The organism is Paraburkholderia phymatum, from assembly GCF_038900715.1.
In the GTDB taxonomy this organism is placed as follows: Bacteria; Pseudomonadota; Gammaproteobacteria; order Burkholderiales; family Burkholderiaceae; genus Paraburkholderia; species Paraburkholderia phymatum_A.
In genome coordinates, this window is record NZ_JAYMRZ010000035.1 from 1 (window position 1) to 15,270 (window position 15,270).

Annotated in this window: 14 protein-coding genes and 2 pseudogenes; 11 read left to right on the forward strand and 5 right to left on the reverse strand. The window is 60.2% G+C overall.

The window, feature by feature from the left end:
• The first annotated feature begins 117 nt into the window (after positions 1-117).
• Complete coding sequence (locus VSR68_RS38655) at positions 118-690, forward strand: site-specific integrase (protein ID WP_428983686.1); 573 nt, start codon at positions 118-120, stop codon at positions 688-690.
• 66 nt (positions 691-756) lie between these two features.
• Here VSR68_RS38655 and tnpC read toward each other — a convergent pair whose 3' ends face one another.
• Together tnpC and VSR68_RS38665 are read right to left on the reverse strand one after the other, a co-directional pair.
• Entirely contained in the window at positions 757-1,110 is a 354-nt protein-coding gene (tnpC, locus tag VSR68_RS38660) for a Tn3 family transposase post-transcriptional regulator TnpC (RefSeq protein WP_342944786.1), read from the reverse strand.
• Between the two features lie 24 nt (positions 1,111-1,134).
• Positions 1,135-1,473, reverse strand: a pseudogene (locus tag VSR68_RS38665) (Tn3 family transposase); the annotation flags it as partial.
• On the opposite strand from VSR68_RS38665, the gene VSR68_RS38670 reads away from it, so the two are divergent.
• Positions 1,393-2,190, forward strand: a complete 798-nt coding sequence (locus tag VSR68_RS38670; protein ID WP_342944787.1) for a hypothetical protein — start codon at positions 1,393-1,395, stop codon at positions 2,188-2,190. The pseudogene VSR68_RS38665 and the gene VSR68_RS38670 overlap by 81 nt on opposite strands.
• A 41-nt stretch (positions 2,191-2,231) precedes the next feature.
• Here VSR68_RS38670 and VSR68_RS38675 read toward each other — a convergent pair.
• A pseudogene (locus VSR68_RS38675) lies at positions 2,232-2,810 on the reverse strand (ISNCY family transposase); the annotation flags it as partial.
• A gap of 493 nt (positions 2,811-3,303) precedes the next feature.
• Between VSR68_RS38675 and VSR68_RS38680 the strand changes: the two are divergent.
• Together VSR68_RS38680 and VSR68_RS38685 are read left to right on the forward strand one after the other, a co-directional pair.
• Entirely contained in the window at positions 3,304-4,587 is a 1,284-nt protein-coding gene (locus tag VSR68_RS38680) for a cystathionine gamma-synthase family protein (RefSeq protein WP_342944788.1), read from the forward strand.
• 247 nt (positions 4,588-4,834) lie between these two features.
• On the forward strand, positions 4,835-6,511 hold the full coding sequence (locus VSR68_RS38685; RefSeq protein ID WP_428983689.1) for an APC family permease: 1,677 nt from the start codon (positions 4,835-4,837) through the stop codon (positions 6,509-6,511).
• A 67-nt stretch (positions 6,512-6,578) separates the two neighbouring features.
• On the opposite strand, the gene VSR68_RS38690 is transcribed toward VSR68_RS38685, so the two are convergent.
• On the reverse strand, positions 6,579-7,487 hold the full coding sequence (locus tag VSR68_RS38690) for a bifunctional 5,10-methylenetetrahydrofolate dehydrogenase/5,10-methenyltetrahydrofolate cyclohydrolase (protein ID WP_428983690.1): 909 nt from the start codon (positions 7,485-7,487) through the stop codon (positions 6,579-6,581).
• A 455-nt stretch (positions 7,488-7,942) separates the two neighbouring features.
• Between VSR68_RS38690 and VSR68_RS38695 the strand changes: the two genes are divergently transcribed.
• The 6 genes from VSR68_RS38695 (at position 7,943) to VSR68_RS38720 (ending at position 11,422) form a co-directional block, all read left to right on the forward strand.
• Complete coding sequence (locus VSR68_RS38695; protein ID WP_342944791.1) at positions 7,943-8,278, forward strand: hypothetical protein; 336 nt, start codon at positions 7,943-7,945, stop codon at positions 8,276-8,278.
• A 120-nt stretch (positions 8,279-8,398) separates the two neighbouring features.
• Complete coding sequence (locus VSR68_RS38700; RefSeq protein WP_342944792.1) at positions 8,399-8,779, forward strand: hypothetical protein; 381 nt, start codon at positions 8,399-8,401, stop codon at positions 8,777-8,779.
• Between the two features lie 4 nt (positions 8,780-8,783).
• Positions 8,784-8,924, forward strand: a complete 141-nt coding sequence (locus VSR68_RS38705; protein ID WP_342944793.1) for a hypothetical protein — start codon at positions 8,784-8,786, stop codon at positions 8,922-8,924.
• Between the two features lie 73 nt (positions 8,925-8,997).
• A complete protein-coding gene (locus tag VSR68_RS38710) occupies positions 8,998-10,392 on the forward strand; it encodes an APC family permease (RefSeq protein ID WP_342944794.1) in 1,395 nt (464 codons plus the stop codon).
• 33 nt (positions 10,393-10,425) lie between these two features.
• Positions 10,426-11,118 (forward strand): hypothetical protein, encoded by a 693-nt coding sequence (locus VSR68_RS38715; protein WP_342944795.1) that lies wholly within the window; start codon positions 10,426-10,428, stop codon positions 11,116-11,118.
• Complete coding sequence (locus tag VSR68_RS38720) at positions 11,105-11,422, forward strand: hypothetical protein (RefSeq protein WP_342944796.1); 318 nt, start codon at positions 11,105-11,107, stop codon at positions 11,420-11,422. The genes VSR68_RS38715 and VSR68_RS38720 overlap by 14 nt, the downstream gene beginning before the upstream one ends.
• 62 nt (positions 11,423-11,484) lie before the next feature.
• Here VSR68_RS38720 and VSR68_RS38725 read toward each other — a convergent pair whose 3' ends face one another.
• A complete protein-coding gene (locus VSR68_RS38725) occupies positions 11,485-13,365 on the reverse strand; it encodes a sensor domain-containing diguanylate cyclase (RefSeq protein WP_342944797.1) in 1,881 nt (626 codons plus the stop codon).
• Between the two features lie 121 nt (positions 13,366-13,486).
• Between VSR68_RS38725 and VSR68_RS38730 the strand changes: the two genes are divergently transcribed.
• Positions 13,487-15,223 (forward strand): histidine kinase, encoded by a 1,737-nt coding sequence (locus VSR68_RS38730; RefSeq protein ID WP_342944798.1) that lies wholly within the window; start codon positions 13,487-13,489, stop codon positions 15,221-15,223.
• Positions 15,224-15,270: the final 47 nt, after the last annotated feature.

Sequence of the window (15,270 nt, forward strand, 5' to 3'; positions counted from 1 at the left end):
CGATTCGCTCAGCACGAGTTCCCCTTTGGGCCGTCCGCTCATCGATGCCTCCTCGTATCGAGTGCCACACAGAACACTTTAGTACGTGATCGACATCATTCAATGAATTTTTAACTCATGACACTAGTGCTGCTGGGCTTCTGGCGCGGCTTTCGCTCCGACGAACTCAGCCGGCTGCGGATCGAGCACGTAGCCGTTGAAGCCGGCCGCGGCATGACGCTGTACCTGCCGCGCACGAAAGGCGACCGCGCGCAGCTGGGCACGACCTTCAAGGCTCCGGCGCTTTCACGGCTGTGTCCGGTGACGGCTTACGAGGCGTGGATTGCGGCCTCCGGCCTGACGGAAGGGCCCGTGTTCCGGAGCATTGACCGCTGGGGAAACATCAGCGACGAGGGACTGCATGCGGGCAGCTTCGTGCCTCTGTTGCGTGCGCTTTTCCATGCGGCAGGCCTGGCCGTGCCGGACAGCTACAGCAGTCACTCACTACGGCGGGGCTTCGCAACGTGGGCCAACCCGAACGGCTGGGATCTGAAAATGCTGATGCAGTACGTTGGCTGGAAAGACGTGCGCTCTGCGATGCGCTACATCGACGCGGCCGATCCGTTCGCGCAACACCGCATCGAATCGGCACTCGCAACGCCAGGCACGGCCGTGCAGGAACTACCAGTCCTCGCATTGCCTGCGCCATAACGCTGGATTGAGGCATCACTCCACGCCGCCCTGGCGAACATGTACCGGGGGAGATTCGCTGCAAGCTCAATCGCGATCCGGACCAGCCAGATCTTCATGGCGGAGCGCTTCGAGCGGGCGCACCACATCACGGATCGATAAAAGCCCGGCGACATAGTGATCGATCTGGTCGAGCACGTCCTCGATCTGTTCGACAATCGACACGTCCCGGGTTGTTGCCGCGAAGTTCGCACCGTTGACGAGTGCATGCGCGATGCCATGCAGGCGCAACAGATCGTCCTGCAGGCCTTCCGGATCGTTAAGGCCTGTGCGCAGTTCGTCGAGCGTATCCACCGCATCGAGCACCCGCGTCGTGTCATAGCGCGACTGCAGCCCCTCCAGTGCGGCGGCATCAACCTCACCGTAGGGCGTGGTGGTCACCGCGGCTCTTGCACTCATCGGGCGTTACCTCATTTCGTCGTGAGGCCGGGCCGCCCGGCCAAACAGGGCATCGTTGATCCAGCTTTCGGGCGGACGTTCCAGATGCAGCCGGTAGCGCCCGAAGCGGCGAATGTTGTGCGTCGCATACGGGCTGACGAATTCAATGTCCTCGGTGCGGACCTTCTCGCCCTCGGCCACCATGTCGCGCAGGGCCCGCATCATGTCCACCGTGTTCTGCAGGATCACGGCCGATGCGATGAGGTCATTGTAGCGTAGCCGTTTTTGCTGCTCTTCCGGCTCGTTCTCCGCGATCACGTCGCCGCCGAACGACAGCCATTTCGCGAAACCGTTGTACGACTCTATCGACTGGTCGCGGATTCGCTTGAATCGGAATGGAATCAGGCGCTACGTGCTCTCACCGAAGCTCAGGACCACTACGAAAAGCAGCGCGAAGCTGATCGCGCAGGACTTAACGATAAACAGCGTGCAAGCATCATGACTCTCGCGAGAGACTTCCCTCGTCTCTGGAACGATCCGCGCACACCTGATCGCGAGCGAAAGCGCATGGCGCGACTGCTCATTGCTGATGTGACTTTGCTCAAGGGTGCAGACATCTGCGTTCAGGTCCGCTTTAATGGCGGCGCCACGGATACGCTACATGTGCCGCTGTCCAAGCCAGCGTGGATATTACGGCAAACCCCTCGCGCAGTCATCGCCGAAATGGACCGGCTTCTCAACGATTACACCGAGAGTGAAACGGCAGAGCAGCTTAATCGTCAGGGGCGCGCCTCCGGCTGGGGCAAGCGGTTTACTTCCAGAATGATCACGCGGCTTCGACTATCCCACAAGCTACCGAGTCATCATGACAGGCTGCGCGCACGCGGAATGCTCACCCTGGACGAGATCGCAGAGCAGTTGGATGTGATGCCGACGACCATCAAGACCTGGCGTCGTGCAGGCCTGCTTGTAGCGCACCGCTACGACGACAAGGGAGGATATCTCTTCGAACCGCCCGGCGCTGACGCACCGGTGAAATTCCCGCACCAGGGAAAGACCCGTGGCCGACGCTCGGCCGCATAAACACCAACTCAACCGACCTATGAGGTGCACTATGCAGCGCAGCCCTTGGCGGGGCTGCTGTTCGCGCAGAAGGTGTCGATGTTCAGTTCGTACATAGCGCGGCCGAACTGCGTGACGCCTTTGCCCGCCGTCTCCGCGCGGCGCTTCACGTAAAAGACGCTGGCGCGGTCGCTGTAGAACGCCACCGGCTTGCCGTGGCGCTCCAGGTACGCGCGGGTCGCCTCGAAATAGCTGAAGGTCGACTCCGTCTGCGTGAAGTGCAGGTGCATCAACCGGCTCGTCGCGTCGTCGACGTACACCAGCAGCGTGCAGGCCGGCGCGCGATCCTCGAACCAGCGGTGGTCGCTGCCGTCGATCTGCACCAGCTCGCCGAAACACGCGCGTCGTGCGCGCGGCTGGTAGACCTTCGGCGGACGTTGTTTGCGCGGCACCCACAGGCCGGCCTGGGTCATCAGTTGGCGCGCCGTTTCCTTGCACAGCCGGATGCCGTGGCATTCGTCCAGCTTCTCGCGCGCCAGCGTGGGCCCAAAATCGGCGTAGCGCTCGCGGATGATCGTCACGGCGCGCAACGCGAGGCCTTCGTCGAGCTTGCGGTTACCTGGCCGTCCGCGCCGGCCCGAGGGCTATATTCGAGGTTCATGAAAGCCTCCTGAATAACCTGTTTTTCAAGTGAACTGGATCAAAGCACTGCACTTCAATAAACGGGTTGGGGTTCGCTCGTGATGGCAATCACATCTAGCAGGATTAACCCTAAGGTGAAGGCCCACGGCCAGTTCGGAACCGATACCCAAATCAAGCAAGTTCGGTGCCGTCCACGCCTTTCAACTAACGCAAGCACGGCGCACGAGTTCGCCGCGACACAGAGCCTTCGCTGACATCTTGCAGATGAAGCCAGCAAATCGCTCAATAAATATTACATCATATTGTGATATTTCAAGTATCGATGTTGCGCGGGGTGGGAAAGGTCCTGTGTTTCTGGTTCATGCCCGCCGCGGTAGCATAATCAGATGTCGGCACGAAGCCCCGCAATCTTTTCGCGCGCAGACGAATCGCACGCGCCGATTGCGGCCACTGTTTGTTCAGCCGTTCCTAATTCCTTGTATGGAGCGAACGATGTCGAAGCGCAACTACCAGAGGCGCAAGATCGAAGACCGGGAATTGCATCCCGAAACACTGATGATGTCGTACGGCTACGATCCGTTCCTGTCGGAAGGCTCCGTCAAGCCGCCGGTCTTTTTGACCTCGACGTTCGCGTTTCGTACGGCCGAGGACGGTGCAGACTTCTTCGACATGGTGTCGGGGCGCAAGCCACTTCCTGAAGGCGAAAGCGCTGGCCTGGTGTATAGCCGCTTCAGTCATCCGAATCTGGAAATTGTCGAAGACAGGCTCGCGTTGCTCGACGGTTCGGAAGCCGCAATCGCGACATCCAGCGGAATGTCCGCCATTGCGGCGATCCTGCTTACGTTCCTGAAACCCGGCGACTGTGTGGTCCAATCGACGCCGCTCTATGGCGGCACCGAAACGCTCATCTCGAAGTTTCTGCCGGAATGGGGAGTCAGTTCGCAAGTGATCAATGACGGGCTGTCGGCAGAGGCGATTCGCGCTGCACTCGAAGCCGCTTCGACAAAAGGCAAGGTCAGGATGTGCTGTATAGAAACGCCCGCGAATCCGACCAATGCACTCTTCGATCTCGAAGCGCTACGCACGGAAATTGACGCTTTCGAAAAACGTCATGGCTATCGGCCGCTTTCGGTATGCGACAACACGCTGCTAGGACCGTTGTTCCAGAAGCCTGCAAAACACGGCATCGACCTGAGCGTGTACTCGCTAACGAAGTACATCGGTGGACACAGCGATCTGGTCGCAGGTGGCGTCACAGGCAGCAAGAACCTGATCACGATGATCCGTGCAACGCGAAGCACGTTCGGTTCACAACTGGACCCGCACTCATCGTGGATGATCACTCGCTCGATGGAGACGCTCGTGCTGCGCATGGAGCGCGCGGCGCAAAGCGGCGCCGCTGTTGCGCGACGGCTCGCAAGCAATCCGTTCAGGCCCGTCAAGGTACTGCATCCAGAGATCATCGACGATCCGAACTACCAGGCCGTGTATCGGCGACAGTGCAGCGGCCCCGGTTCGACGTTCGCTTTCATCCTCGATGGAGGCCGCGAACAGGCGTTCCGGCTCATCAATGGCCTGACGCTTTTCAAATCGGCAGTGAGTCTGGGCGGCACGGAGTCGCTCATTTGTCACCCGGCGTCGACGACGCATTCCGGTGTCCCTGCCGATGTCCGCGCGGCAGCGGGCGTTTCAGAGGGTTTGATTCGCATCTCGGTTGGACTGGAGCACCCGGAGGACCTCATTTCGGACCTGTCGAACGCGCTGAAACACTGCTAACGGACCGGATGCGCGAAGGCTGGCCTGACCCGCATGCGCGATCGCGCTGCGGAGTCATCGTCTTTTGCCGTTAGCGCGTCCATGCTACATTCGGTTGTCACTCTTGCGCCGACCATGCGTAAAAGCCCACGTCCAGGCTTTGCATGGCAAAGCGCAGAATACCTGTCACGGCAGCCCCAAAATCGGTCCTTTAACGACACCCGGCGCGGTGCCCTCGCGGTGCCCCTACCGGCAAAGGAAAACTGCAATGAGTGCGGTTCCTGAACAATATGCCGGCGAACCGGAAGGTTCGCTGAAACGAAGGATCAGTTGGACAGGCGCATTCTGGGTAGCGAGTGGCGCCCCGGCGCTGGTGCTGTTCTCGATCGGCTCGATTGCAGCGACGGTCGGCAAGCTGTCGTGGGCCGTGTGGATCATCTCGATCGGCCTGGGTTTCATCCAGTCATTCTCCTATGCGGAGATTGCGGGACTGTTCCCGCACAAATCAGGTGGCGCATCGGTCTACGGTGCGATCGCGTGGGTGCGCTATTCGAAGCTGTTCGCGCCGTTATCGGTGTGGTGCGACTGGGTCGGATGGTCGCCCGTGATTGCGATCGGCTCCGGGCTTGCGGCAGGCTACGTGCTCTCGATCATGTATCCCCCCGACGCCGCGATCAACACCTGGCAGATCACGCTCGTGAATCTCGACTGGCTGCGCAGTGGCCTGAGCCTGCGGATCAACGCTACATTCATTCTCGGCGCGACGATCCTGCTGGTCACGTTTGCGATGCAGAACCGGGGCATTCTGCACGCGGCGCGCATTCAGATGATCCTTGGCGTCGTTGCGCTGATCCCGCTGATTATCGTCGGCACGGTGCCCCTTCTGACTGGTGATCTGCCGCTGCATAATCTGCTGCCGCTCTTGCCGTTCGCTAAAGACAGCAGCGGACAGATCATCGACGGCACCTGGGACCGCGCAGGCGTCACGCTGATGGCAGGCGGCCTGTTCATCGCCGGATACTCGACCTACGCATTCGAAACCGCCATCTGCTATACGCGTGAATTCCGCGACCCGAGGGTCGATACGTTCAAGGCCAACCTTTACTCGGGCCTGCTGTCCATCTTCGTCTTCACCGTATTGCCGCTCTCGTTTCAAGGCGTGCTTGGTCTCGGCCACCTCGTCACCCCCCAAGTCACGGATGCGGCCGGCAACGTCGTGACACCGGCCGTCTATAGCGGGATGCTGGCACCCGACATCTATAGCGGCACCGGTGTCGCGAAGGCGATGGCGCCGATGATCCACGGCGGCTTGCTGGTCGAGCGCGTCCTCGTGGTCATGCTGGTCCTGGCGCTCGTCCTCGCGATAATGACATCGATGGCAGGCTCCTCTCGCACGCTATACCAGGCGTCGGTGGACGGATGGCTGCCGAAGTACCTGTCACACGTCAATGCAAACGGCGCACCGACCCGCGCGATGTGGACGGACCTGTGCTTCAACCTGATCCTGCTCCTGATGTCGGACTATGTGTTCGTGCTGGCGATGTCCAATGTCGGCTACATCATTTTCATCTTCCTGAACCTGAATGCCGCGTGGATTCACCGGCTCGACCGTTCGCACTGGAGTCGGCCCTACCGCGCGCCGAACTGGCTGATCGCACTCGGCACGGTGTTTTCGTTCGTGGATCTGGCACTGCTCGGCATGGGTGCGGACATCTGGGGCGCGGGCACGCTGGTTTCGGGGCTGGCCTTCGCCGCGCTGATTATTCCGGTGTTCCTCTTTCGACACTACGTCACTGACAAAGGACACTTCCCCGAAGCGATGAAAGAGGACATGCAACTCGTGAACGGGGCCAAAGTCGGCAAGCGCGCGGGGATTCTGCCTTATTTGACGATACTCGCCGGTATCCTCGTGGTCGCGGTCACGCACAGTCTCGCGATTTATTGACACAGCAAACGCGAAAAAAGCGCGTCGTGATAACGACCCCACTCATCACAAACGCGCCTGACTCGTATTACTGGGCATTAGCTGGCTGAACATTTGAACGAGACGCGGCATTCAGCGTGTTCTGCATCAACATTGCGATCGTCATAGGGCCAACCCCGCCTGGAACAGGCGTGATTGCCGATGTCAGCGGAAACACATTTTCGTAGTCGAAGTCGCCGACAAGCCCAGTTTCACCATTGGGTTTCGTGACGCGGTTAATCCCTACGTCGATAGCGACTGCACCCGGCTTTATCCAGTCCGCCTTCACGAGCCGAGGAATACCGACTGCAGCGACGACTATGTCGGCCTGTCGGCAAATCTTCTGCGGCTCTACCGTCCAGCTATGCACGATGGTGACTGTGCAATCGTTGTGCATGAGAAGGTTCGCCATCGGCTTGCCGACGATGTTGGAACGTCCAATTACCACCGCATGTTTGCCACGAATACCTTCGCCGAGAACCTGCTTCAGCAGATGCAGGCAACCCAGAGGCGTACAAGGAACAATAGCCTGCTCGATGTCTCCCGTTCCAAGGCGTCCGGCATTCGAGTAGTGAAATCCGTCGACATCCTTGCTGGGTACAATTTCCTCGATCACTGAATGGGGATTGATCTGCGGCGGCAAGGGAAGCTGCACCAGAATGCCGTGAATGGCGGGGTCCTGATTAAGCTCTCGTATCAGAGCCAGGAGTTCAACCTCGGTGACCTCTTCCGGCAGATCATATTGACGCGATAGAAAACCGCATTCTTCAGCCCGGCGTTTCTTGCTTCTCACGTACACGCTACTTGCCGGATCTTTGCCCACAAGAACCACGGCCAGTCCGGGCCGCAGCCGTTCACTTTGCACCCGCGCCTTGATCGACTCGAGAATGTCGGCGGCTGCGGCTGCACCATCAATGATGAGCGTGGGATCAGCGAAAGATGATCGTTCGGTATTCATCAGCGGGACCCGTGGTTGAAGATGAACAGGCGTGATCGAGAGGCCAAGGCGAGCGTCGATTCGAAGCCGAATCGTCGAGAACTCGTCGAAAACAACAGTAGCCAGGCGATATTCGCGTGTCAACGTCGATCACCTTTTTTTCCCGTCAGGAAACTCACGTACACCTTTGGGAGTATCGCCACAAGCCATGAATCAATCGCCCGACGCGATGTTCACGACTGTTTTTCATGGCTTGCTTTCCTGACACGACGAAGTACTGAACGGTACAACTCGCCATTACCCACAATGGGGTAGACAGGGCCACCTTCAAACGGTCTACCCCCTCAAATCGTATTGACAACGACGCTGCGGAACACAAACATTGGCGGGACACTTTGTTGATCAAACGGAACTGGATGAAGCCGCCTGATCATTGACCTTGCCGGCGTTGCCGGCACAACCAAGGAGTTGCCGACATGGAACACACAATTCGAAAGCGCATTGATCGAATGTTCTTCCGCGACAAGCGCATGGCGCAAATCGCTCTCCTGCTGTTATGGGTCACGTTTGCCTACGTCTATTTCGCCATTACATCCCAGACAACCGATACATCCGTTCAAGTCGCACTCTCCATTGGCGCAGGCGCGGTGCTGATATTCAACTCCGCCTCCATTCTCGCGATGATCCGCCATTACGCGGAAGACAAGGATCACATCTACGGCCTCGACATTCGTCACCTCGACGAAAATCGCGCAGCCAAGGCGGAACTGGCCAAGCGCGAAGAAGAAGCACTCAGTCCAGTCGTCGAGTAAGCGTTCAGGCCTGACGGCCTTACTTTTGCTGTGCCCCAATGTGCGCCGCAGTCGCCCGTCCGGCAACTGCGTCGACCCCGCATTGGTTTTCCGGAAATGCCGACCAGGGAGGAAACCCACATGGCAGCCGATTATGTCCCGCCCGTCCAGAAAGGCTTCGGACAGTTCGTCGATAGCCTCTTTCTGCTCGTACTCGTGTACTGCAGCCTGCTTGCACCCCTGTTGCTCAAAGCGCCCGACAAGCCGCCTGAAACCCAAGCCGCAAGCAAGCAGGTTTCCTGGCGAGAACTTGGCCAAAACCCGGCGATGGAAGCGCAATGGCGCAAGCTTGGCTACAACGCAGAGCAGGCCAAGCCGATCATCACCACGCGATTCGATTACGAGATCGAACCCGTCTCGCTCATCGTGACGGCACTCGTCATCGTCGGCTATTTCCTGTTCGTCCTGCGCGTGTCGGACAAGCAATACCGACAGGTGATCGCGGAAAAATTTGGGGAGTGACGTCATGAATTTCTGGCAACTGCTGAGTAATGGCGCGTGGGGCCTGGCGATCCTGATCTTCGCGTGGATTCTTATCGATGCGTTCAAGGTCAGTCGCGAGTACGACGATGATTTCCTGATGAGTTCCACAGAAGGAAACGAATAGGCAAACGCGAGGGCAGACGCGAGGCAGACGGGACACAGGCAGACGGTCGGCATTAACCGCAGAGGAGCAGCTCATGAGTGACGCAGCAGCAGTACCACAAACAGGCGAACGCATCGCGTTGCTGAAAGTGTTGGGGCCGATTCACGTGTGGGCGCTCGGCGTCGGCATCGTGCTGGTCGGCGAATTCATGGGATGGAACTTTTCCGTCGCGAAAGGCGGCGCATATGGATCGCTGATCGCGTGCTGGATCATTGGCCTGCTCTATACATGCGTCGCCATGATCGACTCGGAAGTGACGTCGACCGTCGCCGCCGCCGGTGGGCAGTACACGCAGGCCAAGCACATCATCGGGCCGTTGATGGCGTTCAACGTGGGGCTTTATCTCGTGATGGCCTACACGATGCTCGAAGCGGCCGACGCGCTCGTCGTCGGCGATCTGGTCAAGGCGGTGGCCATCGATTCGGGCTATGCGAACTTCGATTCGCGTCCATTCACGCTCCTCACGATCGCCTTTCTCGCCTGTCTCAACTATCGTGGCGTATTCGTGACGCTCACGGTCAACTTCGTGATCACCGCCGTTGCATTCATCGCAATCGTCGTGCTGTTCTTCGGTGTCGCGCCGTGGCATCCGGGGCAAGTGCTCATTCATCACGAATTGCTGACACAGTTGCCGTACGGATGGCTGGGTGTCGTCGCCGCCTTGCAGTTCGGGATGTGGTACTACCTCGGCATCGAAGGCACCTGTCAGGCGGCAGAGGAGGTTCGCTCGGCGGGCCGTTCCATTCCGCTTGGAACGATGTCCGGGATGATCACACTGCTCGTCGCGGCAGCCCTGACCTGGTATGTCGCCACGGGCCTCATGCCGTGGGAGTATCTGGGCCAGGCGGTCACGCCGCTCTATGACGCTGCGCGGCTGTCCGGCAACAAGGGGTTGCAGGCACTGCTCTTCGTCGGCACCCTGTTCTCGGCTGTCGCGTCAGCCAATGGTTGCATCAACGATGCGTCGCGTGCGTGGTTCTCGATGTCGCGCGACCGGTATATGCCGATGTGGTTCGGCGCCGTTCACCCGCGCTATCGCACGCCCTACCGCGCCATCATCTTTCTCGTGCCGATTGCCATTTCGTTCGCGTTCACGGGTCTGCTCGACCAGGTGATCAAGTTCTCGATTCTCTCCGGCCTGCTCGGCTATACGTTCATGTCGATCAATATCGTCAAGTTCCGCCGGAAGTGGCCGCTTGGCAGTATCAATCGCGGCTACATTCACCCTTTCCATCCGATCCCCGCGATCGTGCTGGCCGTGCTCTGCACGGCGACTTACTTCGCGACTTACCTGGGCTATGGCACTTCGCTTCTGTCGATCATGGCTTTCTATATCACGGCGTCCATCTGGTTCGCGCTGCATCGTTACAAGTACGTCAAACGCGGCGACCAGTTCACCATGGATTGGCCCCGTCCGAAAGACTATTGACGCGACTCATGCCGCGCACCGCGCGGCTCCAACATGGAACGCCTCGACATGCACTCGACGGGAATCGCACTGGCCGTTCTGTTTCTCATCGCCCTTGGCCTGATGTATCGGCGTGACAGCAAGGCACTGCAAGCGGAGCGAAGCAGGCTGTTCGACGCGTGCCTCGCGCTCTTCGACCACCACCGCATGACACAACAAGACGCCGCCTGGCCTGTGCTCGTCGGCGCCTATGACGGGTATGAAGTGCACATTGCACCGCTGGTCGACGATGTCACCTTTCGCAAAGTACCGTCGCTATGGCTTCTCGTTACGGTTAAACGCGAGCTGCCGATGAATGGTGCCGTCGACCTGCTCGCCCGCGCGCAGAATACCGAGTTCTATTCGCCCGCGGACAGCTTGCCGGTGCGGGTCGTCACGCCGCAAGAGTGGCCCAGTCAGACGACGATCAAAGCTGACAGATCCGCTGCGGAACTTCCGCTTTCCGTGCTGGATCCTCACGTGAGGCGATTCTTCGGTGATCCTCGCGCGAAGGAGATGCTCGTTACGCGGCACGGCGTGAGGATGGTTTATCAGGCACAAGGCGCCGACCGCAGCGAGTACCTCGTGCTGCGACGGGCCGTGTTCCGCGAAGCGAGGCTGTCTGCGGCGCTGGTCGAATCGCTGCTGGATCAGGCTGTGCAGTTGTGCGCGGACATAACCAGAGGAGGTGTTCATGGACAGGCTTAAGACCGCACGCGCACAGCGACCCGTGCATCCTTATCTCGTACTGGTGGCGGCCGCACTTCTGCCAGGAGCCGGGCAGGTGATCAACGGCATGCCGACGCGTGCATTGATCATGATATTTTTCATGCTGTCGCTCGGGTTCGTGACGATGCAACTCGCGGCACCCGGGCGGTCTTTTGTTGGCCAGCACGCTGGTGGAATCTTTGTCTACGCCATTGCGGTAATGGACGCCTATTTCATCGCGAGGTATCGGTGGGAGATGTTTCGGACGCGCGGCGCCACCGCCGTCGCTCGAATCTGCGATTGATCCGCTGGGTTAGCGGAAGGTAAGCGGGAGACAAACGGGGCGATGTGAGCGGGTCTTGACGCTCAGTCCGTATCATCCGCCGCACCAGCCACTTCCCAGCCTGAAGCGGAAAGCACATGGTCGAGCACTTTCTTGGCGTCGGTTTCCCCATTGCCAAGCGAGCTACAGCCAACACGCGTCTGCACCTCGAACTCGTGGCCTTCCACCTTGACCGGGGCTTCGAGCAATTTCCGCAGATTGTCCCGCAGTGCCTCCAGTGCCTCGTCCATGTTGGCCGCCGCGCGTTGCGCCAGGTGTTGCGCTTCGCTGCACCATGCGAGGGCGTCGGCGCTGAAGTCGACCAGCAGCACCGCGAACACGTGAGAGTCGAGCAACGCTGCGCAATTCAATTGCCCTTGTATGACTTCGAGCCTTCTGCCAATCGCGATCAGAACCCGATCGGCGTAGTCCTGGCCAAAGCGCGTCGCCACACGTTCGAGTTCGCCGACGTTGATCGCGAAGATCGCACACGGCAGCGAAGTCCGCGATGACATGGACATGGAAAACGCCACGCGGTCGACAAACATCGACGCACTCATGAGCCCCGTGGAGTTCTCGAACGTCAAACGCCGACGGGCGTCTTCTTCGATCATCTGCCTGCGCGCCACTTCCACGATGAAGCCCTCCAGGCCCATCAGTTCGTCACGCGCCGAATAGACGCCGCATCCCTGATCCCATACCCATTTGGTTTGCCCGGAGCGGTCCACTATCCGGTAAGTCAGTTCATAAGGCTTTCGGGCTACGATTCGCGTCTGCACCTCGTTCCAGACGAACTCACGGTCATCCGGGTGAATCAGCGAGCGGAAGGTCATCCGGCTTTCGTCAATCAGTTCGAACGCCTCATATCCTGTGAGATCGAAGCATCCTTCGCTGACGAATGCCATCGACCGGTCGCGGTTGTTCTGGCCGCGATAGATCATCGCCCGCAAATTGGACAGCAGCGTGCGCAGGCTGCGCCGGCTCGCGCGCAGTGCTTCTTCATTGCGCCGGCGATTCGATATGTCCGTCGCGAGGCCCACGGCGCCGACCAGAATGCCTTCGTGGTCGGTCACGGCGTGGCCGCGCAGTTCGACATGCGCCGTCGTGTTGTCGGCGCGGATGAGCCGCGCTTCCATCACCAGTTCGCTCAAGTGTCCATCGAGCAGCGCTTTCAACCGCGCATTCAAGGTTTCCGCGTCTTCCGGATGGAAAAACGCCGAGAACGGCCGTGGCTCCGGTTCGCTGCCGACAGCACGCACGAGGCTGCGCCACGCAGGATTCGAAAAGATCAGACGTAACTCGCGATCGACACGGAACAGCGCTTGAGGCAACTGCAGAACGGCATCCTGGCAGTGATGCAGGATCTGCAGCTCGCTGCGCTGCGCGTCCGCACTCGTGTAGGGAGCGGGAAACTGCAGCAGCGTCATGCTCGAACCGCGTGCGCGCAGGGCTGTGACCGGATGCAACCGGAAGCTGCCGTCGCCGTATGCAATCCTCAACGAGCCCGACGTGCGCTCTTCACCATCACGCGACTGCGTGAGCAATGCCGTCAAATCGAGCAGCGACTGCGGATGCACGAGATTGCTGAACGGCATCCCGACGATTTCGTCAGCGTAGGGTTCCCAGCGGGCGTGCTTGAGGAAGGCGCTGTTGACGAACACGAGCGCGTCGTTGTCGAGCAGCACGGCGGGCGTCGAGAGATTGGCCGCGAATGCGCCCAGTTCCGGCGACTCGACGGCGCGCACGACGCGAGGCGCACTGCGGCGCGCGCCATACGCCATGGCAAGCAGAAAGGCCGTCAGGCATCCTGCCAACCCAATCGCGACATACAATAGATCATTACTGCCGGGACTATATACGAGCCTGGGAATCACCAGCGCGGCTACCGCACCCAGCAATACCGTGGCGAACAGATAAACCGACATGACGTTCTCGCTTCGAAAAAGCAGGATCACCGCTCGTGAGCGGGTTTCCGACCAGTCTGCGCCCGTTTACCGCTACCCGCTCTATGCGAGGGTGTGCTCACTGCTGGCCTGCATCGTTGCCTTGATCGCGCTGCTCTACGTGAGCGCGTTCATGCAGGCAAGGGGAACTGAAGATTTCCGGCAGACGCTGTTCTCTCTGGACGAAGCCGCGAGATTGCGAACCAGTGCGAAGAACCTGCAAACCAGTTCGCCGGAAAAGGCCGATGCGCAAAAAGAACTGGCCGACTCGCTTGTCCGCAACGATACGCTACTGAACGACTGGAGGCAACGCGGCGCGCCGACCACGGAACTCGCCGCACTACTTGCGGCCACGAGCGCAGTGTCTGCGTCCGGCATCGCGCGTGAGCCGGATGCAAGGATCTCTACGCTGAAGGCGCTGCGCTTGCAGGTCGCCGATCAGTTACAGGTGCACATGGCCGTGCTCGGACTGCTGCAGGCCGGCACCGTTTGCCTCCTGATTCTGGGTGTCATCGCGCTCGCGCGCGGCGCGCGCCGCGCGGTCGTCACGCGGCCGAACGCCGCCTTGCAGGCGCTCGCGGACATAGGCCAGGCGATACCGCAAGGAAGCGATGAAATCGACCGGCTGCTGAAGCTCCACGCGCAACTCGCCGTTCGACTGCGCACTGAGCAAAACGAGTCGGCGCAACTCAAGCGGATCGTCGAAGACTACATTGCATTCGCGGACCAATCGCTCGAACTGCTTCACCACATCTGCGCGCAGCTTGCCGAAGAAGAGCCTTCGGGCCGCACGCTCGAGGCCCTGCTGCAACGTCTCGTCGGCGTGCTCCAGGCGAGGCGTATCGCGCTGGTGGTGACGGAATCGACGGCCCAGCTACTCGATATCGACCTCGTCGTATCGCCCAATGGCGACGTGCCGTCCATTGTCCGCGCACGCGTCACGAACGAACTGATGACGCTGGTCGGCACCTACACGTTTTCGCCGATCAACGGCGAGGTGCCGCCGCCGCCCGTGCTGGCCGCCCCGGTGCGCGTGCCGCTCGCCAGCTATGGCGTGCTGATCGCGGAAGGCGAGCCGGACACACGCTTCGAACAGCGCCACCTGTATCTGATGGAGACCATCGCGAGCGTGCTCGCACACGCGATCTCCAACGTCAGCCGCGATGTGCGCGACCGGCGGATGGCGCTCTTCGAAGAACGCAACGCGATTGCGCGCGAACTGCATGATTCGCTCGCGCAATCGCTGTCGTACATGAAGATCCAGCTTGCCCGCCTCCAGGCCGTGCTGCCGCCCGAACTCTCGCAAACCGACGTCGGCGAAATTGCGCGGGCGATTCGCGAAGGCATCGACAGCGCGTACCGGCAGTTGCGCGAACTGCTCACGACATTCCGCTCGCCGATGCATGCGCATGGTCTCGCCTCGACGCTCGAAGAACTTGCCGAAGAATTCGGCTCACGCAGCGAGGTGCAAATCTCGATTGACAATCGTGTGCCGCGCATGCGCCTGACTGTCAACGAGGAAATGCACGTCGCGCAGATCGTGCGCGAGGCGCTCACGAATGTGCTCCGCCATGCGCGCGCCACGACTGCGCAGGTACAACTGATGTCGGACGGTCACGCGATGACGGTGTCGATCGAGGACGATGGGCGCGGCATCGACCGGGCGCAGGGCGACGAACATCACTACGGCCTCACGATCATGCGCGAACGCGCTCGCAGCCTCGGCGGCCGCCTCGAACTCAAGCCGGCCGAACGCGGCTCGCGCGTCGTATTGAGCTTCGTCCCGACAGCGCTCGCCGCGCACAAGGCGCGCGCAATCAGCGGCTCGGGCGTTCGTTGACCGGTCCGCAAGACGCTTTCGCCGAACTTACGGACGCGGCTGCCGCC